This is a genomic window from Streptomyces sp. NPDC016845, assembly GCF_044332585.1.
Classification (GTDB): Bacteria; Actinomycetota; Actinomycetes; order Streptomycetales; family Streptomycetaceae; genus Streptomyces.
This window is the reverse complement of record NZ_JBIRPI010000015.1, coordinates 73,312-95,583: the sequence shown is the minus strand read 5'-3', so window position 1 is coordinate 95,583 and position 22,272 is coordinate 73,312. Positions and strand designations below refer to the sequence as shown.

General features: G+C 71.8%; 11 protein-coding genes. 6 read left to right on the top strand and 5 right to left on the bottom strand.

Features of this window, described 5'->3' with window-relative positions:
- Window positions 1-22 precede the first annotated feature (22 nt).
- The gene (locus tag ACH4RC_RS29065) at window positions 23-12,478 is read right to left on the bottom strand and encodes a type I polyketide synthase (RefSeq protein WP_398206158.1); all 12,456 of its coding nucleotides are present in this window, start codon (window positions 12,476-12,478) and stop codon (window positions 23-25) included.
- Between the two features lie 427 nt (window positions 12,479-12,905).
- Between ACH4RC_RS29065 and ACH4RC_RS29060 the strand changes: the two genes are divergently transcribed.
- Genes ACH4RC_RS29060 through ACH4RC_RS29045 form a run of 4 tightly spaced genes read left to right on the top strand, consistent with a single transcriptional unit; the run spans window position 12,906 to window position 16,715 of the window.
- Window positions 12,906-14,285, top strand: coding sequence for an NDP-hexose 2,3-dehydratase family protein (locus ACH4RC_RS29060; protein WP_398206156.1), 1,380 nt, complete (start codon window positions 12,906-12,908; stop codon window positions 14,283-14,285).
- A complete protein-coding gene (locus ACH4RC_RS29055; protein WP_398206155.1) occupies window positions 14,282-15,274 on the top strand; it encodes a Gfo/Idh/MocA family protein in 993 nt (330 codons plus the stop codon). The genes ACH4RC_RS29060 and ACH4RC_RS29055 overlap by 4 nt, the downstream gene beginning before the upstream one ends.
- 35 nt (window positions 15,275-15,309) lie before the next feature.
- Window positions 15,310-15,942, top strand: a complete 633-nt coding sequence (locus ACH4RC_RS29050) for a TetR/AcrR family transcriptional regulator (protein WP_398206153.1) — start codon at window positions 15,310-15,312, stop codon at window positions 15,940-15,942.
- Window positions 15,943-15,965: 23 nt separating this feature from the next.
- Window positions 15,966-16,715, top strand: coding sequence for a VC0807 family protein (locus ACH4RC_RS29045; protein WP_398206151.1), 750 nt, complete (start codon window positions 15,966-15,968; stop codon window positions 16,713-16,715).
- A 24-nt stretch (window positions 16,716-16,739) separates the two neighbouring features.
- Here ACH4RC_RS29045 and ACH4RC_RS29040 read toward each other — a convergent pair whose 3' ends face one another.
- Together ACH4RC_RS29040 and ACH4RC_RS29035 are read right to left on the bottom strand one after the other, a co-directional pair.
- On the bottom strand, window positions 16,740-17,219 hold the full coding sequence (locus tag ACH4RC_RS29040) for an NUDIX domain-containing protein (protein WP_398206150.1): 480 nt from the start codon (window positions 17,217-17,219) through the stop codon (window positions 16,740-16,742).
- A 289-nt stretch (window positions 17,220-17,508) separates the two neighbouring features.
- A complete protein-coding gene (locus ACH4RC_RS29035; protein WP_398206148.1) occupies window positions 17,509-18,363 on the bottom strand; it encodes an endo alpha-1,4 polygalactosaminidase in 855 nt (284 codons plus the stop codon).
- A gap of 477 nt (window positions 18,364-18,840) precedes the next feature.
- Here ACH4RC_RS29035 and ACH4RC_RS29030 point away from each other — a divergent pair, with 477 nt between their 5' ends.
- Together ACH4RC_RS29030 and ACH4RC_RS29025 are read left to right on the top strand one after the other, a co-directional pair.
- Window positions 18,841-19,653: a BTAD domain-containing putative transcriptional regulator gene (locus ACH4RC_RS29030; RefSeq protein ID WP_398206146.1), complete on the top strand. Its 813-nt coding sequence runs from the start codon at window positions 18,841-18,843 to the stop codon at window positions 19,651-19,653.
- A gap of 5 nt (window positions 19,654-19,658) precedes the next feature.
- Window positions 19,659-20,252: an NADH oxidase gene (locus ACH4RC_RS29025; RefSeq protein ID WP_398206145.1), complete on the top strand. Its 594-nt coding sequence runs from the start codon at window positions 19,659-19,661 to the stop codon at window positions 20,250-20,252.
- Window positions 20,253-20,274: 22 nt separating this feature from the next.
- Here the strand turns inward: ACH4RC_RS29025 and ACH4RC_RS29020 are convergent, their stop codons facing one another.
- Both ACH4RC_RS29020 and ACH4RC_RS29015 read right to left on the bottom strand, forming a co-directional pair.
- Window positions 20,275-20,883 carry a DNA-binding response regulator gene (locus ACH4RC_RS29020; protein WP_398206144.1) on the bottom strand — a complete coding sequence of 203 codons (609 nt, stop codon included), beginning with the start codon at window positions 20,881-20,883 and terminating at the stop codon, window positions 20,275-20,277.
- 58 nt (window positions 20,884-20,941) lie between these two features.
- A complete protein-coding gene (locus ACH4RC_RS29015) occupies window positions 20,942-22,153 on the bottom strand; it encodes a sensor histidine kinase (protein ID WP_398206142.1) in 1,212 nt (403 codons plus the stop codon).
- Window positions 22,154-22,272: the final 119 nt, after the last annotated feature.

Here is a 22,272-nt window from a genome sequence, read left to right as displayed (position 1 = left end):
GAAGTCGTGTCGGGGGGACCGCTCAGGAGATCCCGAGTTCCTTGTCGATCAGGTCGAACATGTCCTGGTCGGAGGCGCCGACCAGTTCCTCGTCGACGGCCGTGGGGGTCGTCTCGTCGACGGCCGTGGAGATCGCCTCGCCGGTGGTCGTGGAGGTCGTCTCGCCGGTGGTCGTGCGGGTCGTCTGGTCGGTGGTGACGGCCCAGGTGTCGAGCAGGCCGCGCAGCGCGTCGGCGAGTTCCCGCCGGCCGGCCGGGGCGGGGTCGGCGCGGTAGGCCGCCTCGAGCTCCCGGAGCCGGGGGTCGAGGCTGGTGTCGTCGGCGTCACCGGCCGGGAACAGCTCGGCGCCCAGGTGGTCGGCGAGCGCGTTCGGCGTGGGGTGGTCGAAGACGAGCGTCGCGGAGAGCTTGGTGGCGAGCGCGGCGCCGAGCCTGTTGCGCAGCTCCACGGCGGTCAGGGAGTCGAAGCCCATGTCGCGGAACGCCTTGCCGGGCTTGACCGCCTCGGCCGGTCCGGAGCCGAGCACCGCGGTGACGTGCGTGCGGATCAGTTCCGCCAGCCGGCGCCTGCGCTTGGCCGGCGACAGAGCGGTCAGCTCGGCGCGCAGCCCGCCCGCGGCAGGGGTCCCGTCCGCCGCCTGCTCGGCGGCGTCCCCGGCCCGCTGAGCGGCTTGAGCGACAACCAGCGCCTGGGCCTCCGGGATCTCGTCGATGAGCGGACGGTGCCCGTGGGCGCAGTAGGCCGGGACGAAGCGGTCCCAGCGGATGTCCGCCACGACGACGGCCGCTTCGTCCGCCGTCACCGACTCGCGCAGGGCGCGGACGGCGAGCCGCGGCTCCATCGCGGGCACGCCGCGCCTGAGCAGCTGCTCCCCCACCTCGGCGTCGACCATGCCGCCGCCCGCCCACGCACCCCACGCGACGGAGGTCGCCGGGAGCCCCGCCGCGCGGCGCCGCTCGGCGAGGGCGTCGAGGTGGGCATTGGCCGCCGCGTACGGTGCCTGGCCGCCGTTGCCCCAGACGCCGGCGCCGGAGGAGAAGAGCACGAAGGCGTCCAAGGGGTGCCCGGCGAGCAGGTCGTGCAGGTTCCGCGCGCCGACGACCTTCGCGTGCATCAGGTCGACCGCCTCGCCCGCGTCGACCTCGGTGAGAGGCCGTGCCCGGTCGACGGCGCCCGCTGTGTGCACGACCGCCGTCAGCGCGGGCCCGGCGGGAAGAGAGTCCAGGAGTGCGGCGAGCGCGTCCCGGTCGGCGACATCACAGGCGGCGATCGTGACCCGGCAGCCGAGGCCGGCCAACTCCCGCTCCAGCTCCGCCGCCCCGGGCGCGTCGGGGCCGCGCCTGCTGGTCAGTACGAGGTGTTCGGCGCCCTCACGGGCGAGGTCCCGGGCGACGTGGGCGCCGAGCGCGCCGGTACCGCCGGTGATCAGTACCGTCCCTCGCGGCCTCCACTCACGCCGGGCCGCCCTGCCGAGCGGCGAGCGCACCATGCGGCGGACCCGGACACCGACGACACCGGCCCGCAACGCGAACTCGCTCTCCGCGCCGGGCGCGTCGCTTCCGGACAGCAGCGCGGGCAGGTGGGACAGCACGTCGGCGGTACCGTCGGCCGGGAGGTCGACCAGACCGCCGGCCCGCTCGGGGTCGTCGAGCGCGGCGACCCGGAGCAGGCCCCACACGGCAGCCTGCCCCGCGTTCGGTGCCTGTGCTTCGTCACCGTCGACCGTCACGGCCCCACGCGTCAGCGTCCACAGTCCGGCGCGGACCGCGGCGTCGGTGAGGGCCTGACTCAACGCCATGGAGGCCAGCAGGCCCTTCGAGACACCAGGGCTGCGCTTGTCCGGTTCGTCGTCGAGGGCGAGCAGCGACAGCACTCCCGCCGGTGCGCCTCCCGCGTCCAGGACGGCCGCGTCGAGCAGTTCGCCGAGGACCGCGCGGTCCGCCTGTTCGGGTACGACGACCGGTACGACGCCGGCCCCCGACTCCGTCAGCACACGCCTGGTCCGCGCCGTGAGGTCGTCACCGTCTCGGCCCTCGGGCACGACGAGCAGCCAGTCACCGCTGAGGGCGCCACTGCCTGGAGTGGCGAACGGCTTCCACACCACACGGTAGGACCAGTTGTCGAGCGTGTTCCGTTCGCGGCGGGCGGTGCGCCACGCGGCCAGCGCCGGGACGACCGTCTCCAGCCCATCCTCGACACCGAGCGTGCCGGCGAGCGCCTCCAGATCCCCCTCCTCCACCGTCCGCCAGAATTGCTCCTCGACCGGATCCGCACTGACCTGCACCTTCGGCACATCCAGCCAGAAACGACCGCGCTGGAAGGCATACGTCGGCACATCGACATACCGAGGAGACAAACCCTCGAAAGCAGGCGCCCAGTCGACGGCCACACCCCCCGCCCAGGCTTCACCCAGGGAGAGATAGAAGCGGTCCAGGCCACCCTCACCGCGCCGCAGCGACCCCACCACGACCGCATCCGCACCCGCATGCTCGACGGTCTCGGCGACCGGGACGGTCAGCACCGGGTGCGGGCTCATCTCCAGGAACGCGCCATGGCCCTCAGCGACCAGCCTCGCGACGGCAGACTCCAGCTGAACGGTCTGACGCAGGTTGCGGTACCAGTACCCGCCATCCGTCTGCCCCGGCTCGACCCACTCCCCCGTCACCGTCGACAGAAACGGCACCGACGGCTCCAACGCCGTCACCGAACCCAGCAACTCCGACAACTCCTGCTCGATGGACTCCACATGCGCCGAGTGCGACGCATAGTCGACCTCGATCCGGCGCACCCGGACACCCGCGCCATCGGCGTACTCGACCAGCTCATCGAGCGCGTCCGCGTCACCCGACACCACAGTCGACGTCGGCCCGTTCACCGCGGCCACCGACACCCGACCCGGCCAACGACCAGCCAACTCCTCAGCACCCTCGGCCGCCAACGCCACCGACACCATGCCCCCACGACCAGCCAACGCCGTAATCGCACGCGACCGCAACGCCACCACCCGCGCACCATCACCCACACTCAACGCACCCGCCACCACCGCAGCAGCAATCTCACCCTGCGAATGACCCACCACCGCAGCCGGCCGCACACCGAACGACTCCCACAACGCAGCCAGCGACACCATCACCGCCCACAACACCGGCTGCACCACATCCACCCGGTCAAACCCAGGCGCACCCTCCACACCCCGCACCACATCAACCAACGACCAGTCCACAAACTCACCCAGCGCCGCGGCACACTCCCCGAACCGCGCCGCGAACACCGGCGACGAGTCAAGAAGCTCGACCGCCATCCCCACCCACTGCGCCCCCTGCCCCGGAAACACGAACACCGGAGACGACGCCGCGGCCACCACCGAACCCGACACCACCGGCTCCCCCGCGACCACCACCGACCGGCACTCGAACGCCGACCGCGACCGCCACAACGACCACGCCACATCCACCGGGTCCATGGAGGTGGACTCCAGGTGCGTGGTCAGCTGACGGACCTGGGCGGCCAGTGCCTCCTCGGTTCGGGCGGAGACCAGGAAGGGCAGCCCGGACGCGGACTCACGGGCAGGGGCGGGTGCCTCGGCAGCTTGTCGGGGGGCCTCGACGATGACGTGGGCGTTGGTGCCGCTGATACCGAAGGACGACACCCCGGCCCGGCGCGGACGCCCGTCCGGCTCAGCCCACTCCTGGGCCTCGGCCAGCAACTCCACAGCACCGGACTGCCAGTCGACGAGCGGGGACGGCTCATCCGCCTTGAGGGACTTGGGCATGGTGCCGTGCCGCATCGCCTGCACCATCTTGATGATCCCGGCCATACCGGAGGCCGCCTGTGCATGGCCGATGTTGGACTTCACCGACCCCAGCCACAGCGGCCGGTCGGCCCCGCGCTCCTGACCGTAGGTGGCCAGCAGCGCCTGCGCCTCGATCGGGTCGCCCAGCTTCGTACCCGTGCCATGAGCCTCGACCGCGTCCACGTCCGCGGCCGACAGGCCCGCGTCCGCCAACGCCGCACGAATCACCCGCTGCTGAGAAGGCCCGTTCGGGGCGGTCAGTCCGTTCGACGCGCCGTCCTGGTTGATCGCCGAACCACGTACGACTCCGAGCACCTGATGCCCGTTGGCCCGCGCGTCCGACAGCCGCTCCAGGAGCAGCACACCCACACCCTCGGACAGCGCGAAACCGTCCGCGTCGGCGGCGAACGGCTTGCAGCGGCCGTCGGCGGCCAGCGCGCGCTGCCGGCTGAAGGCGACGAACGCGCCCGGACCGGACATCACCGTGGCGGCGCCTGCCAGCGCGAGGCGGCACTCGCCCGCGCGCAGGGCCCGGACGGCGAGGTGCAGTGCGACCAGCGACGAGGAGCAGGCCGTGTCGACCGTGACCGCCGGCCCCTCCAGGCCGAGCGCGTAGGCGATGCGCCCGGAAGCCACACTGGCCGCCGCGCCGGTGGCGAGGTATCCCTCGTTGTCACCGGACGCGGCACGCAGCTGGGTGGCGTACTCCTGGTCGGTGAGGCCGACGTAGACGCCGGTGGAGCTGGAGCGCAGGCTTTTCGGGTCGATGCCGGCCCGCTCCAGGGTCTCCCAGGAGGTCTCGAGAAGGAGCCGCTGCTGCGGGTCCATCGCGGTCGCCTCACGCGGCGAGATACCGAAGAAGGCGGCGTCGAACTCGCCCGCGTCGTCGAGGAACCCGCTCTCGCGCACGTAGCTGGTGCCGAGGTGGTCGGGGTCGGGGTCGTAGAGGGCGTCCAGGTCCCAGCCGCGGTCGGTGGGGAGCGGGGTGATGGCGTCGGTGCCGTCGAGGACCAGGCGCCACAGGTCGTCCGGAGTACGTACGCCACCGGGGAAGCGGCAGCCCATCGACACGATGGCGATCGGGTCGTCGTCGCCCGCCGCGTATGTCGGCTCCTCCCCCGGCCGCGTCTCCTCGCGGCCCTGCCCGCCGAACGCCAGGTCGTCGAGGTAGGCGGCGAGTGCGGAGATGCTGGGGTGGTCGAAGACGACGGTGGTGGGGAGCTTGAGGCCGGTGGCACGGTGCAGCCGGTCGCGCAGGGCGACGGCGGTGAGGGAGTCGAAGCCCAGTTCCTTGAAGGCGGCCTCCACGCTTACGGCCTCGGCGTCGGCGTGTCCCAGTGCGGCCGCCACGTGGGTGGCGACGAGGGTGCGCAGCGCGGCGAGTCGGCGGGCGGGAGGGAGGTCGGCGAGTCCGCGGAGCGCGGCGGACGTCTCGTCGCTGCCCTCGACGGCGGTCTCGGCGGGTTCGGTCCGGGCGGCGGGCAGTTCGGTCAGCAGGGCGCTGCCGCGCACCGAGGTGAAGACCTCGGCGAACCGGCGCCAGTCGACGTCGGCGACCGCCACGACCGTGTCGTCGTGGTCGAGGGCCTGCTGGAGCCCTGTGACGGCGGCGCCCGGCCGGATGACGGGAACACCCCTGCGGCGCAGGTCGTCCTGGACGGACTCGGCGATCATGCCGCCGCCCGCCCAGGGGCCCCAGGCCACGGAGAGCACGGGGGCACCGTCGGCGCGACGGCGTTCGGCGCGGGCGTCGAGGATGGCGTTGGCCGCGCCGTACGCGGCGTGGTCGGCGACGCCCCACGTACCGGAGATGGACGAGAAGTAGACGACGGCGTCGAGGTCGGCGGTGTCGAGGACCTCGTCGAGGTGGGCGGCGCCGAGGACCTTCCCGGACAGGGTGGCGGCGAGGTCGTCGACGCCGGTCTCGGCCATCGGACCGAGAACGCTCACGCCGGCCGCGTGGACGACGGAGCGTACGGGACCGCCGTCCTCGGCGAGGCTGCCGACCAGGTCGGCCAGGGCGTCACGGTCGGCGGTGTCGCAGGCGGCGACGGTGAGCCGGGTGCCGTGAGCCGCGAGTTCGTCCCGCAGGCCGTCTAGATGGGCACCGTCGCCGCGGCGGCCGGTGAGCACAAGGTGTTCCGCTCCCCGCGCGGCCAGCCAACGGGCGACATGTGCGCCGAGCGCGCCGGTCCCGCCGGTGACGAGAACCGTCCCACGCGGCTTCCACTCCCGCGGGGCCGCCCTGCCTCCGGTGGCCGCGTGCACGAGGCGACGGCCGTACGCCGTGCCGTCGCGCAGGGCCACCTGGTCCTCCGCGGTACCCGCCGTGACGGTGTCCAGGAGGAGGTCGACGGCGCGGTCTGCCCCGGAGGCCGGGAGGTCCACAAGTCCGCCCCACCGCTTGGGGTGTTCCAGGGCGGCGACCCGGCCGAGGCCCCACACACCGGCCTGCGAGGGCGCGGTCGGCGCGTCCTGCGGACCGGTGCCGACAGCACCCCGCGTCACACACCACAGTGGCGCGTCGATCTCCGTGTCGCCGAGGGCCTGTACGAGCCTGAGGGTCCCGGCGAGGCCGAGTGGCACGGCGGGCTGACGCGGGTGCGGGCGTTCGTCGAGTGCCAGGAACGACAGCACACCGGCGTAGTCGGCGGACGGTGTGAGCAAGGCGCCGAACGAGGCGCGGTCGAGATCTCCCGAGGCGGCCACGACGACCGCACGGTCTCCGCGTGATGCCAGCGCGGACAGGGTCTCGGTGACGAGCCGATCGTCCTCCAACTGCTGCTCAGGGACGACGAGCAGCCAGGTCCCACCGATCGAGACGGGGGCACCGACGGACAGTGGCCTCCACTCCGTGCGATACCTCCAGCCGTCGACCGCGCCTCGCTCGCGGCGGGCGGTGCGCCACGCGGCCAGGGCGGGGACGACCGCCTCCAGCCCTTCCGCGACACCGAGCGTGCCGGCGACCGCCTCCAGATCACCCTCCTCCACGGTCCGCCAGAACTCCTCCTCGATAGGATCCGCACTGACCTGCGCCTTCGGCACATCAAGCCAGTAACGGCTGCGCTGGAAGGCATAAGTCGGCACATCGACATACCGAGGAGACAGACCGTCGAAGGCAGGCGCCCAGTCGACGGTAACGCCATTCGCCCAGGCCTCACCCAGGGAGAGATGGAAACGGTCGAGGCCGCCCTCACCACGCCGCAGGGACCCCACCACGACCGCATCCGCGCCCGCATCCTCGACGGTCTCGGCGACCGGGACGGTCAGCACCGGATGCGGACTCATCTCCAGGAACGCACCATGACCCTCGGCGACCAGCGTGGCGACGGCAGGTTCCAGCTGTACGGTCTGACGCAGGTTGCGGTACCAGTACTGACCGTCGGTGACAGCGGAGTCGATCCACTCCCCCGTCACCGTCGACAAAAACGGCACCGACGGCTCCAACGCCGTCACCGATCCCAGCAGCCCGGCCAACTCCTGCTCGATGGACTCCACATGGGCCGAGTGCGACGCATAGTCGACCTCGATCCGGCGCACCCGGACACCCGCGCCATCGGCATACTCGACCAGCTCATCCAGCGCGTCCGCGTCACCCGACACCACAGTCGACGTCGGCCCGTTCACCGCGGCCACCGACACCCGCCCCGGCCAACGCCTCGCCAACTCCACAGCACCCTCAGCCGCCAACGCCACCGACACCATGCCCCCACGACCAGCCAACGCCGTAATCGCACGCGACCGCAACGCCACCACCCGCGCACCATCACCCACACTCAACGCACCCGCCACCACCGCAGCAGCAATCTCACCCTGCGAGTGACCCACCACCGCAGCCGGCCGCACACCGAACGACTCCCACAACGCAGCCAGCGACACCATCACCGCCCACAACACCGGCTGCACCACATCCACCCGGTCAAACCCGGGCGCACCCTCCGCACCCCGCACCACATCAACCAACGACCAGTCCACGAACTCACCCAGCGCCGCGGCACACTCCCCGAACCGCGCCGCGAACACCGGCGACGAGTCAAGAAGCTCGACCGCCATCCCCACCCACTGCGCCCCCTGCCCCGGAAACACGAACACCGGAGACGACGCCGCGGCCACCACCGAACCCGACACCACCGGCTCCCCCGCGACCACCACCGACCGGCACTCGAACGCCGACCGCGACCGCCACAACGACCACGCCACATCCACCGGGTCATGGGAAGTGGCGTCGGCAGTGAACTCCGCGAGGCGGTTCTCCTGTTCCGCGAGCGCCGCCGGGGTCCGGGCCGACACGAGCCAGGGCAGGGTTACGTCGGTCCCGGACTTGGCCGCCGCTTCGGAGTCGGGTGCTGCTTCGAGGATGACGTGGGCGTTGGTGCCGCTGATACCGAAGGACGACACCCCGGCCCGGCGCGGACGCCCGTCCGGCTCCGCCCACTCCTGGGCCTGGGTCAGCAACTCCACGGCGCCGGACTGCCAGTCGACGAGCGGCGAGGGAGTGTCGGCGTGCAGGGACTTCGGCAGGAACTCCGCCCGCATGGCCTGCACCATCTTGATGACGCCGCCGACTCCGGCCGCGGCCTGGGCGTGGCCGATGTTGGACTTCAGCGACCCCAGCCACAGCGGCTGCTCGGCATCACGGCCCTGACCATAAGTGGCCAGCAGCGCCTGCGCCTCGATCGGGTCGCCCAGCTTCGTACCCGTGCCATGAGCCTCGACCACGTCCACATCCGCCGCCGACAGACCCGCGTCCGCCAACGCCGCACGAATGACCCGCTGCTGAGAAGGCCCGTTCGGGGCGGTCAGACCGTTCGACGCGCCGTCCTGGTTGATCGCCGAGCCACGTACGACACCGAGGACCTGATGCCCGTTGGCCCGCGCGTCCGACAGCCGCTCCAGGAGCAGCACACCCACACCCTCGGCCCAGTTGGTGCCGTCCGCGTCGGCGGCGAACGGCTTGCACCGGCCGTCGGCGGCCAGTCCGCGCTGGCGGCCGAACTCGACGAACATGCCCGGCCCGGACATCACGGTGGCGCCCGCGGCGATGGCGAGTGAGCAGTCGCCGGAGCGCAGGGCGCGGACGGCGAGGTGCAGTGCGACCAGCGACGAGGAGCAGGCCGTGTCGACCGTGACCGCCGGCCCCTCCAGGCCGAGCGCGTAGGCGATGCGGCCGGAGATCACGCTGGCCGTCGTGCCGGTGAGGACGTGGCCCTCGACGGATTCTCCGGCCTCGTGCAGGCGAGGGCCGTACTCGGACGCGGTGGCGCCGACGAAGACGCCGGTGGTGCTGGCGTGCAGGGTGCGGGGGTCGAGTCCGGCCCGTTCGACGGTCTCCCAGGTGGTTTCGAGGAGGAGCCGCTGCTGCGGGTCCATCGCGGTCGCCTCACGCGGCGAGATACCGAAGAAGGCGGCGTCGAACTCGCCCGCGTCGTGCAGGAACCCGCCTTCACGGACGTACGTGGTGCCGGTGCGGTCGGGGTCGGCGTCGTAGAGGCCGTCGAGGTCCCAGCCGCGGTCGGTGGGGAAGGCGGAGATGGCGTCCGCCTCGTCGCGGACCAGGCGCCAGAGGTCTTCCGGTGTGCGTACGCCGCCGGGGTAGCGGCAGCCCATAGACACGATGGCGACCGGCTCGTCCACGGCGGTGCGGCGTTCGGGCCGGTCCGTGTCTTCGGCGGCGGCCATGGGGGCGGCCAGGTGCTCGGCGAGACGTGCGGGGGTCGGGTATTCGTAGACGGCGGTCGCGGGGAGGCGGGCGCCGGACAGGGTGTTGATCCGGTCGCGCAGCTCCACGGCGGTGACGGAGTCGACGCCGAGTTCCTTGAAGGTCCGTCGTGGATCGACCTGGGTGCGGTCGGTGTGGCCGAGGACGACGGCGGCGCAGTCACGGACGAGGTCGAGTGCGTCGTCGTGGTCCAGTGCGTCGTCGTGGTCGAGTGCGGGGGCGACGGTCTCTGACGGGACCGGAGTGTCCTCCATGGGTGCCGTGCCCGTGGCCCGGTGCGGTGCGGTGGCTCCGGGAGCACCGTCGATCCAGTGGCGGCGGCGCTGGAACGCGTAGGTCGGCAGCGGAACCCGGTGCGGTGCGAGGTCCGTGAAGGCGGGCGTCCAGTCGGCGTCGGCGCCCCTGGCCCACAGGGCTGCCAGGGAGGTCTGGAAGCGGGCGGCGCCGCCCTGGCCGCGGCGCAGGGTTCCGGTGACGACGGCGTGCCGGGGTCCCGCTGTCGTCTCGACGGTGTCCTGCACCGGTGCGGTCAGTACGGGGTGCGGGCTGACCTCGACGAAGGCGCCGTGGCCCGCTGCGGTGAGGGCGCGGACGGCCGGTTCGAGGAGGACGGGGTTGCGGAGGTTGTCGTACCAGTAGCGGGCGTCGGTGGCCGGGTGGTCGAGCCGGTCGCCAGTGACGGTGGACAGGAAGGGCACGTCGGGGCGGCGGGGCGTGATGGGGGCGAGGAGGCGGAGCATCTCCTCGCGGGCGGGTTCGACGTGCGGGGAGTGGGAGGCGTAGTCGATGCCGACGCGGCGGGCGCGCACGTCCTCGCGTTCGGCGGTGGCGAGGATGTCGGTGACGGTCTCGATGTCGGCGGAGACGACGGTGGAGCGGGGGCCGTTGAGGGCGGCGACGGTGACGCGGTCGCCCCAGCGTGCGACGAAGCGGGCGGCGTCGTCGTGGGCGAGGGCCAGGGAGACCATGCCGCTGAGGCCTTCGAGGGGGACGAGGACCTTGCTGCGCAGGGCGACGACCAGGGCGGCGTCCTCCAGGCTGAGCGCTCCGGCGACGCAGGCCGCGGCGATCTCGCCCTGAGAGTGTCCGACGACGGCGGCGGGCCGGATCCCGTGCGACTGCCACAGGGCCGCGAGGGACACCATGACGGCCCACAGAACGGGCTGTACGACGTCGGAGCGGTCCAGCGGCGGGGCGTCCGCGTCGCCGCGCAGGACGGCCGCGAGGTCCCAGTCGACGTGCGGGGCGAGAGCGTCCGCGCACTCGGCGAGGCGGGCGGCGAAGACGGGTGAGGTGGCGAGGAGTTCGGCCGCCATGCCGGGCCACTGGCTGCCCTGGCCGGGGAAGACGAACACCGGGCGGTGGATGTTTCCTTCGACCGGCCCGGCCGGGGCGGCGGCGGTGACGCCGCTGAGCAGACCGGTGGTGTCGGCGCCGACAGCGAAGGCCCGGTGCGCGAGGTGGGTGCGGGTGGTGAGCAGTGACCAGGCGGTGTCCACGGGGTCGGCTCCGCTGGCGCGGACGTGCGCGGTGAGGCGGTCGGCCTGTGCGCGGAGCGCTTCGGGCGTGGCGGCGGACAGCAGCCAGGGCACGGTGGCGGCGGGCCGGATGTGGTGCTGCTCCGGGGGCGTCGCGGTCGCCGGAGCCTCTTCGAGGACGAGGTGCACGTTGGTGCCGCCCATGCCGAAGGAGGAGACTCCGGCGCGCAGCGGGGTGCCGGGGGCGCCCGGGTTCCAGTCGGTGGTCTCGCGCTGGACCCGCAGGCCGAGACCGTCCAGGTCGATGGCCGGGTTGGGCTCGTCGTGGTTGAGGCTGGGCACCAGTCGGCGGTGCGAGAGGCACAGCACGGTCTTGAGGAGGCCCGCGATGCCTGCCGCGCCTTCGAGGTGGCCGATGTTGGTCTTCACGGAACCGACGGCGAGCGGTGCGCGCCGGCCCTCGGCGGTGCCCAGCACCGCGCCGAGCGCGGCGGCTTCCACGGGGTCGCCGACCCGGGTGCCCGTGCCGTGCAGTTCGACGTAGCCGATGTCCGCGGGGTCGACGCCCGCGCGGTGGCAGGCGGCGCGCAGGACGGCCGCCTGGGCGCCTGCCTCCGGGGTGGTGATGCTGGTGCCGGTGCCGTCGTTGTTGAGGGCGCCACCGCGGATGACGGCGTGGATGTGGTCGCCGTCGGCGAGGGCGCGGGAGAGCAGTTTGAGTACGACGATGCCGCCGCCCTCGCCTCGTACGTAGCCGTTGGCGCGGGCGTCGAAGGTGTGGCAGGCGCCGTCCGGGGAGAGCGCGCCGAACTGGGCGGCGGCGAGGGAGCTCTCGGGGCTGAGGTTGAGGTGGACACCGCCGGCGAGGGCGAGTTCGCTGTCGCCGAGACGCAGGCTGTCGCAGGCGAGCTGGACCGCTGTCAGCGAGGAGGACTGCGCGCTGTCGACGGTCATGCTGGGGCCGCCGGCACCGAGTGCGTAGGACAGCCGGTTGGCGATGAGGGAGCGGTTGAGGCCGGTGAGGGTGTGGTGTCCCGCCCCCTGCCCGGCGTCCCGCACGACGTCGGCGTAGTCGCAGGTGTCCGCGCCGAGGTGGACGGAGGTGGCGCGCGGGGCGGCGGTGGCGGGGATCCCGGCGTTCTCCAGGGCTTCCCAGCCCAGTTCGAGGGCGAGGCGGGCCTGCGGGTCCATGGCGTCGGCCTCGCGGGGCGAGATGCCGAAGAACGCCGCGTCGAAGTCGGCGGGGGCGGACACGTATCCGCCGCGCAGGGGTGCGGTGCCGCCGTGCGGGGTGGGCCAGCCGTCGGCGGGGACACCCGTGCGCCGGTCCTCGGGGGTGTCGGTGACGGCGGTGCGGCCCTCGGTGAGCAAGTGCCAGTACTCGACCGGATCGTCGGCGCCCGGGAGTCGGCACGCGAGGCCGACCACAGCCACGGGCTCAGGGCCCGGAGCGGTATTCCGGACGTCGGTGGGCACCGGCTCGTTCATCGATGGCACTCCAAATACCGAGGGCGGGAGGGCGGGGACGGCTCACACATTCGCATGAGGTCAGGGGCCGTCCGGCGTTCGGAGGAAACGCTCTAGGGGAATCTCTAAGCACGTCGTGGGCTCCGGCGACGGCGCCGGGCCGAGCGGTTCCGGGCCGGGTGGGCAGGGCGCGGCGGCGGATCGTAGCCAGCCGGAGAACCGGCCGCAAGGCCGATGTTCTAGGCGAATGCCGGAATTCGAGCGGGCACGCTGGGAGGGCGGCAATTCGCTGCGTGCCCCTCGGCACCGTGCGCGTGACCGCCTCCGGCCCGGTGAATCGCGTGCACGCGAAGTCGCACCCCCCTGAATCGCGTGCGCGCGAAGTCGCACTCCCCTGAATCGCGTGCACGCGAAGTCGCACTCCCCGAATCGCAGGAAGGGCAGACCCATGGCACCGACAACCGCATCCGCGCCGTCGCGCGGCGAGGAGGCCGGCACGCGGGCGGCGCTGGCCGCTTCGGCGGCGACCGTCGACGGCGGTGTGCTGAGCGACGTGGAGCTCGCCGCGTGGCTGGAGGAGCGGCGTCGCACTCAGCCGCAGCAGGTGGAGCGGGTGCCGTTCGCGGACCTCGACGGCTGGCGGTTCGAGCCGGACACCGGCGATCTGCGCCATGCCAGTGGCCGCTTCTTCGCGGTGCACGGGCTGCGGGTCCGCTCGGACTTCGGGCCGGTGTCCGAGTGGGAGCAGCCCATCATCGACCAGCCCGAGATCGGGATCCTGGGTATCGCCGTACGGGACTTCGACGGCATTCCGCACCTGCTGATGCAGGCGAAGTCGGAGCCGGGCAACGTGAACGGGATGCAGTTGTCGCCGACGGTCCAGGCGACGAAGAGCAACTACCTCAGGGTGCACGGCGGTTCGGCCGTGAAGTACCTGGACTGCTTCCGCCGCCCCGAGCCGGGCTCGGTGATCGCCGACGTACTGCAGTCGGAGCAGGGCTCCTGGTTCCTGCGCAAGAGGAACCGCAACATGATCGTCCGGGTCGGCCCCGAGGTGGAGGCCGGCGAGGACTTCGCCTGGCTGACGCTCCGTCAGGTCAACATGGTGCTGCGGCAGGACAACGTGGTGAACATGGACGCCCGTACCGTTCTGTCGTGCCTGCCGGACTGGCGGCCCGACGCCACCGGTCCGGCCGCCTCCCTGCACACCGACACCGAGATCCGCAGCTGGATCACCCGGCGACGGGCCGAGCACGACGTGCACGTGGTTCCGATCGGGCTGGCGGAGACCAAGGACTGGCGGCGTGACCCGGAGGCCGTGTCCCACCTGGGCGGACACCACTTCAGCGTCGTGGCGGTCGATGTCGTCTCGGGACGGCGCGAGGTGGCGGCGTGGTCGCAGCCGCTCCTCGAACCGCACGGCACGGGCACGGCGGCGCTGTTCGTCCGGCGGGTGAACGGCGTGCCGCACGTCCTGCTGCGGGCCCGCGCCGAAGCCGGTTTCCTGTCCGTCGTCGAGCTCGGCCCGACGGTGCAGTGCACCCCCGAGAACTACGCGGACCTGCCGCCCACCGCCCGGCCCCCGTACCTGGACGAGGTCCGCGAGCGACGCGACTCGGCGCTCTACGACGTACTGCTGTCGGAGGAGGGCGGGCGCTTCCTCAACGCCCAGAGCCACTACGTGATCATCGAGGTCGAGGACGACATCCCCCTGGTCTCCGACGAGTTCGCCTGGGTGTCGCCGCGCCAGATCGATGAACTGCTGCGCTACAGCCACCACTTGAACGTGCAGGCCCGCACGTTGATCGCCGCGCTGAGGTCGCTGTGACGGCGCCCGCGGCCCGGCCGCTGCGGCTCGGAGCGATCGGTACGTCGTCGATCGCCTGGCGGCGCGTGCTGCCGACGGTGGTCCGGATGCCGCAGTGGGATCTGGTGGCCGTCGCCGGACGTACGGCGAAGAAGGCGGCCCTGTATGCGGAACACTTCGGGTGCGCGGCCGAGGACGACGCCGAGACGCTCCTCGCGCGCTCCGACATCGACGCCGTGTACGTGTCGACCCCGACGGCCCTGCACCACGAGTGGGCCGGGCGCGCACTGCGCGCGGGCAAGCACGTGCTGGTGGAGAAGGCCATCGGGACGGACGCGGCCGAGGCCCGTTCGCTGTGCGCGCTGGCGGCGGAGCGGGGCCTGACGCTGCGGGAGAACTTCATGTTCCTCCACCACCCGCAGCACGACAGGGTGCGCGAACTGATGGCCGAGGGCCGCCTGGGACGGCTGGCCTCCTTCCGCGCCGCCTTCTGCATCCCGCCCCTGCCGGACGACGACATCCGCTACGACCCCCGCCTGGGCGGCGGCGCGCTCCTCGACGCCGGCGTGTACCCGCTGCGGGCCGCGGCGCTGCTGCTCGGACCGGGCCTCGAGGTGGCCGGCGCGACGCTGCGCACCCGGGCCTCGGACGGCCTCGACCTGTCGGGGCAGGTGCTGCTCACGTCCCCGTCGGGGGTGCTGGCCGAGCTGGCGTTCGGCTTCGAGCACACCTACGCGTCGACCTACACGCTGTGGGGCGACCGGGCGCGGCTGACCGCGACGCGCGCGTTCACCCCGCCGCCCTCCCATCAGCCGACGCTGGTCATCGAGGAACAGGACCGCGAGGAGCGGCTCACACTGCCCGCCGCGGACCAGTTGACGTTGCTGCTCGACGAGTTCGCCGGGGCGATCCGCACGGACGCGGGCACCGGGCCGCACACGGACTCCCTCACCAGCACGATGGAGCTGGTCGACACCATCCGCAAGACGGCACGACGGGCTGAACTTTAGGAAAATCCCGATCATGATTTCGTTAATCTGAGGCCATGATGGTCAAGACAGCCAAGACGAACACGCGGACCTTCACGCAGAATGCGCGGCGAGCCCAGATAGTCCAGGCGGCTATCGAAACCCTCGCCGAATCCGGCTACGCGAAGACGTCGTTCACGAGGATCTCGCAGCAGGCGCAACTCAGCAGCACCGGGATGATCTCGTACCATTTCTCCGGCAAACCCGAGCTGTTCGCGGAAGTCGTCAGCACCATCATGGAGAAGGCCGACCATATAGCGGACGCGCGTATGCGTGAGGAGAGCACCAGTCGCGGCAAGCTCGGCGCGTTCATCACGTCCCGCTTCGACTTCGTCGCCCGTTATCCGCTCCACACCCAGGCACTCAACGAGATCCTCCGGATGGTCCGGGACCATCAGATCACCGGCCTGGAGAACACCGAACGCAGCATCATGTCGGTGGACCGGCTCGTCGCGCTCCTCGAACAGGGCCGCAGCGCCGGGGAGTTCGGCAGCTTCGACTGCTTCACCATGGCTCTGGCCGTACGCGGCGCGATCGAAAGCGTCCTGCGCCACCATCTGTGCGACGTGGCGATGGACCTCGACCAATGCGCCCGCGAACTGGCAGACATGTTCGACCGCTGTACACAGGCCGTACAGCGCACGCCGTAAGGCCATCCCCTGGAGCACACTTCATGACCTCCCCCACACCCAGCCCCGAGCCCACGACGACTCCCCCCACCGCACCCGCCACGTCCGCCACGTCCGAGAAACCCTCTTCACGCTGGGGTTTCGTGGTGACCGTCGGCTGCGACATCGTGTTGCCCGTCGGGCTCTACTACGTACTGCGCGCGGCCGGCGCGAGCGAGATCACCGCCCTGCTGCTCAGCGGTTCCGCGCCCGCGCTGCACACACTCCACTCCGCGATACGCCATCGCAAACTGGACGCCATCGGCGTCTTCACCGTCGCGCTGCTGCTGGTGAGCGCGCTGGCCTCACTGCTCACCTCGGACCCGCGGATCGCCCTGGCCCGCAACGGCCTGTTCACCGCCCTTGCCGGTGTCTGGCTGCTGATCACCCTGTTCACCGCGCGCCCCTTCACCTATCAGGCGCTCCGCACCCTGCTGCCCGGACGCACGGCGAAGCTCGAGCAGTTGTGGGAGTCGGACCCCGCCTTCCGCCGCGTATGGCGCGCCCTGACCGTTCTGTGGGGCGCCGGCCTGCTGGGCGACGCGCTGCTGCGGCTGATCATGGCGTACACCCTGCCCGTCGACACCGTGCCCGCTCTGGACGGCGCCCTGTACGCGGTGTCGTGGATCCTCCTCCAGGTGATCACCCAGATCGTCCTGTTCCGCACGAGGACCCTGACCAAGATCTTCGGTGAGCGCGGCCCGGGCCGCCGCCCCTTCGCCGCCGCGCCCCAGCGACAGGAGGCCAACGACTGACCGGCGCGTCCCGGGCACAGACCGTCAGCGTTCCGCGGTCTGCGAGAGGCCGACCGTGGTCTCCAAGATGAGACGGCGATGGGCGTCCAGCAGACCGTCGGGCAACTCGTCGACGGCGAACCACCGGGCTTCGAGAATCTCGAAAGGGTCGATGCGCAGGGTTCCACCGGTGAGGCGGGCCTCGTAGGTCACCTCGGCGCGGAGCTTGAAGCCACTGTTCAGCCGCACCAGCCGACCGACGGCCACGTCGAGGCCGGTCTCCTCACGTACCTCTCGTACGACGGTGTCGCCGAACTCCTCGCCCTTGACCGCGAAGCCCGTGGGGAGCCCCCACGGACGCCTCTTCGACCACATGCGATGCCGCAGCAGCAGTACGTGCTGCTGCTCGTCCCGCACGATGCCGGTGACACCGACCACGAACTTGGCATGGCTCATCCACAGCACGCGCCACTGAAGGCTGCCGCGAAGTCCGTGCCAGATCCATGCGGTGAACCGCGAAAACACGCTCGTTCTCCCTCCGGGGCAGGGTGCGTCCCCACACCCCCCGATTGTGCCGCAGCCGCCGGACGCGCCTGCACGGAGCCTCGACGGGTGGAATGACCGCCATGATGTCCTCGACCGGCGAGCCCGTGTTCCGCCGGTGCAGTCCCGAGGCCCAGGCAGCGCTGTTCAGGCCGAAGCCGGCCGACCGCGCCGGGCGTCGGCTCGGGGCGATGATCCTCAGCGGCTCCCGGGCCCCGGCTCGTCGACGCCGTGGAGGCCCGCACCTCGACCAGATCGCAGTAAGCAGCGCCTACACGTCGCCGCAGGTCTCACGGACGTAGCCCGCCTCGCCGTCCGGCGTGACGTCCACGTCGCGACGGACGATGCTGATGTCGTCGCCCCAGCCGTCGCAGGCTCGCTTCAGCCCGCGCTCGGTGTACTCGATCACCATGACGTTGTCGCCGAACGCGTCGGTGTAGTCGCCGCACTCCTTGTACGCGCCGCACTCCTCGACCACCGCGAAGTCGAGGCCCACCTCCTTTCGGGCGGGGGCCAGTTCGACCGTGTTCTTCTGGCCGATGGCCAGGCCCTTGGTGTGGGCGTGCTCGGCGAGGAGGGTGAGGAAGGCTTTGGCGTCGTTCGCGCCGAGGAGGCCCTTGGGGGCCCGCGTGTAGCTGTCGTAGTTGTCGGGCTCGACCGCCTGGAAGCCCTTGGACGCGCACTCGTCGATCCAGCCGTCGACCTTCCCGGCGATCCGCTCGCGCTTGTCGGCGGTGCCGATGTCCAGGATCGCCTCGCCCCAGTCCTCGTCCATCACGACGTCGCCGCCCCGGTCGCGCAGCAGGAGGTCGGCGTCCCAGTCCCGCTCCGCGTCGGGCTGGGCCTGGAAGGCGTTGACGTAGCAGACGTTGTAGAGGCCGGGGGCGGGCTTCGCCGTGTGGTCGCGGGCGACGATCTTCACGCCGTCCGGCGGGGTGTAGGCGCCGCCGAGCTGGTAGTCGAAGCCGGCGTGGACGGGCGGGAGGGTGACCTTGCCCGAACTGGTCGTGCCGCCCGGCTCCTGGTCGCCGTCGGCCGAACACGCCGTGAGGGAGCAGGCGATGAGTGCGGCCGACACGGCGAGCAGGGCGGTGGTCCGGCGGGCGGGCAGCTTGGTGTCGCGCATGGCTGACAGGCTCCGTATGAGGGGACACGTCCCCGCCTCGGACGCGACAGCGGTCCTGGCGACTCGGTCCGGGCTCGCGGCACTGGGCCGCCCTACCGGCTGGGCATGTCTCTCGGCCGACGGCTCACCGGCAGCCGCTCATGACGCTAAACGATCAGAAAACCGCACGTCAAACCGGGTACCGGAGGCAGCGCGACGCCTACTGCTCACCCAGGGCCGGTTCGACGGCCTCGCACACCCGCGCAGTCGAGGGCTTCCTCCGGGGAGCCGGCCGCCAGTCCGCTGGGCGAGTTGTGGTCCTGGTAGCTGTCTGCCGGGTGCGGTGGCGATCGCACCCGGCACCTCCGCCGACCTGCCCCGTATGAAGAACTCATGTCTGCGGGCTTCCCGAATTCATCCCCTTCTCGTGGCCGGCTCACTGTCGGCGCGGGGACGCCGCGTGTCAGGCTCGCGCCATTCAGCGAGAGAGGGAGCGCCATGGCGTATCTGAGGATCGGGCTGCTGGGGCCGTTCGCGGCTTCCGTGGGGGACGTGTCCATCGTCCCGAGCGCGAGCAAGCAGCGCAGGTTGCTGGCGCTGCTCGCCATCGGTGGCGGGCGTGAGGTGGGGATGTCCGCCATCGCGGAGGAGCTGTGGCAGGGGTGCCCGCCGGCCGGGCCGTCGGCCGCCGTGCAGACGTACGTGAAGGAGTTGCGGCAGCGGATCGCGGCGGCGGTCTCGCGGCTCAGCCCGCGCCTGGACGCCAAGGAGATCCTTGTCCGGGGGCACAGCGGGTACCGGCTGTGCATGCCTGAAGTGCGCACGGACGCGCGAGGATTCGAGCTGTCGGTGCGCCAGGGGCACCAGGCGCTGGCGGACGGGGACGACGAGCGCGCGGCGCGGCTGCTGTCGGACGGCCTCGCCCTGTGGCGCGGGCCCGCTCTGGGGGACGTACGGGCGTCGGGGGCGTTGCGGGCGGAGGCGCTGCGCCTGGACGAGGTGCGGCTGGCCGCGGTGGAGTCGCGCATCGAGGCGGAGCTGCGGCTCGGGCGCCACGTTCATCTGGTCAGTGAGCTGACCGCGCTCACCTCCCTGCACCCGTTGCAGGAGAGCCTGCACGCGCTGCTCATGGTGGCGCTGTACCGCAGTGGCCGCCCTTCGCAGGCGCTGGAGTCGTTCCGGAGGCTGCGTGCGGCTTACGTGCGCGAGCTGGGCATCGAGCCGTCGCGGCGCCTTCAGGAGCTGCACCGTCGGGTGCTGGCCGGTGAGCCGCTGCTGGACGCGCCGGAGCGGATGCCGGCCGCGTTCTAGTCGACATGCCTGCTGACATGGTGACGGTCGACCTCTGGTCGCTGGCCGAGGACGTGGTCGTCGAGCACGACGAGAGGCGCGATCAGGTGGTGCTCAAGAGCCGGTGGGGGGTGGACTGCCTGGAGGGGCCCGGCAGCGCGGTGCGGGAGGCGCTGCGCCGGATGGAGCTGGGGCCCATGCTCCTCGCCAACGCCTCGGACGCACAGGGTGACCTGTACGCGGTGATGCTGCCGGTGCTGAGCCGGCTGTCCCATCTGGTGGTGCGCACGCTCGGCGTCGACGATCTGCGGGGGCCGCTGCTCTCGGTGTTCCCCGTGGCGAAGAACGCGCGGTTCAAGCTGGTGTGGCTGCCGGATGGGCGGCGTGTACGGATGCCGCGCCAGGTCGTCGTGACGACGGTGGAGTCGGGGCTCGTCCTGGACGTGGCGGGCGGTGCGCACCGGGTCGTGCTGCACCGGCCCGAGGCGGCGCTGGTGGCGGCGATGCTGGCCTGGCCCGTCACGCCGGACAAGGTGTCGGCCGGTCTGCCGCTGCCGCCGGAGCTGACCGAGGACGTCATCCGTTACCTGGCGGCGGCGGGGATGGCGGCTCCCGTCTAGGGTGTCGCCCGCACGGGGTGGGTCAGACCAGCCAGCCGGCGTCGCGGGCGATGCGGATCGCGTCGACCCTGTTGCGGGCGTTCACTTTGGTGACCACGGTCGTCAGGTAGTTGCGCACGGTTCCGGTCGACAGGTGCAGGGCGGAGGCGATCTCCTTGGCCTCCGAACCCTCGGCGGCCAGGCGCAGCACCTCGGTCTCGCGCTCCGTCAGCGGGCTCTGGGCGCCGCTCCAGGAAGCCAGGGCCAGCTTCGCGTCGATGACCCGGTGTCCGGCGACCACGCGTCGGATCGCGTGGGCCAGTTCGGCGGGTGACTCGTCCTTCAGGAGGTAGCCGTCGACCTCCGCGGCCAGGGCGCGGCGCAGGGTGCCGGGGCGGCCGAGGCTGGTGAGCATCAGCGTCTTGCAGCTCGGGAGACGTTCACGGAGCCGGACAGCGGCGCTGAGTCCGTCCAGGCCCGGCAGGTCGATGTCGATCACCGCGATGTCGGGTTTCACGTCGATGGCGGCGTCGAGGATCTCGTCCCCGCGCTCCAGCTCGCAGACGACTTCGAGGTCGGTCTCCAGGTTGAGCAGCGCCACGAGCGCTCCCCGGATCATGTTCATGTCTTCTGCGAGCAAAATGCGGATCACCGCAGTGCACCCCCCCAAACCACACACAACGGCGCATCGATCTACCTGCGTCACCTTATCAACTCCGCTGCCCGGGTGACCTGTTCGCGGTGGCGGGGTCGGGCACCCGGGCCGCGAGCCGGAAGGTGCGCGTGTCCTGGTCGACGGTGAGGGCGCCGTCGACGGCGCTGAGCCGTGTCTCGAGGTTGCCGAGCCCGCTGCCGCTGTGCGGGGACGTGTCCCGGTGGCCCGTCACCACTCCGTCGTTGACGACGGTCAGCCGTATCTGTCCGGCGCTCCGCTCGGCGACGATGTCGCAGTACGTGGCGCGGCTGTGGCGCAGGACGTTGGTGACCGCCTCGCGCAGTACGGTGGCGAGCACGGTGTCCAGCTCCTGCTCCAGCTCTCCGATGCGGACCCGGGCCTCGACCCGTACGTCGGCCGCGCCGAGCACTGACCGGGCGGAACCGATCTCGTCCCGCAGTGACATGTCGCGGTAGCCGCTGGCAACACTGCGCACGTCGGCGAGCGACTGGCGGGAGATCGTGAGCACGTCCTCCACCTCGGACTTGGCGCGCGCGGGGTGCGTGGGCAGCAGCCGGTGGATCAGCTCTCCTTTGAGAGTGATCGCGGAGAGGCTGTAGCCGAGGAGGTCGTGCAGGTCGCGGGCGAAGCGCAGGCGCTCCTTGGTGACGGCCGCGCGGGTCAGTTCGGTGCGGGTCTCGTGCAGGACGCGGATCAGGTCGGCGAGCCGGGTCAGGCCGAAGACGACGAGGCCGGTGAGCAGGGTGGACTGGACATAGTAGAACGTCTCGATCACGCCCAGGTCGCTGATGAGCGGCGGCGCCAGCATCGACGCGCCCACCGCCCCGTACGCGAACCAGGCCTGGCGCGGAGGCAGGAGCAGCAGGAGGGAGCCCGCGAGGAAGCCCGCCATCGAGCCCCACTGGGTGCGGAAGACGAGCAGGGGGAGGTAGGTGAGGAGCGCCTGGGTGCCCAGGGTGAGGGTCTTGCGGCGTACGGAGGCCAGTTGGGCGCCGGGCCGGGAATGCAGCAGCTGCAGCCCGAGGATGGCGAGCAGGCACAGGATTGCCGCGCTCACCTCGACGACCGAGCTGTGCGACCCCAGGATGTTGAGCAGGGTGATGCTGAAGTAGCACAGCAGGGCGGCGAGCAGGACGAGGCGGCCCAGCCGGGGGGCGGGGAAGTCACCGCTCCTGGCGAGGAGTTCGTCCGACGGCTCGGTGTGCGCTCCCGCCTCCTCCGGCGAGATGTGCTGACGCCTCGGCATGCCCGGTCCCCTCTCCCCCGCCCCGTCCCCGTGCGGGAGCATAGGCGAGAGGCATGTGGATCTCGTAGCGGCAGCGGCATCCCGATCGATCGGGTGCCAGGGGCCTCAGCTCATCGAGA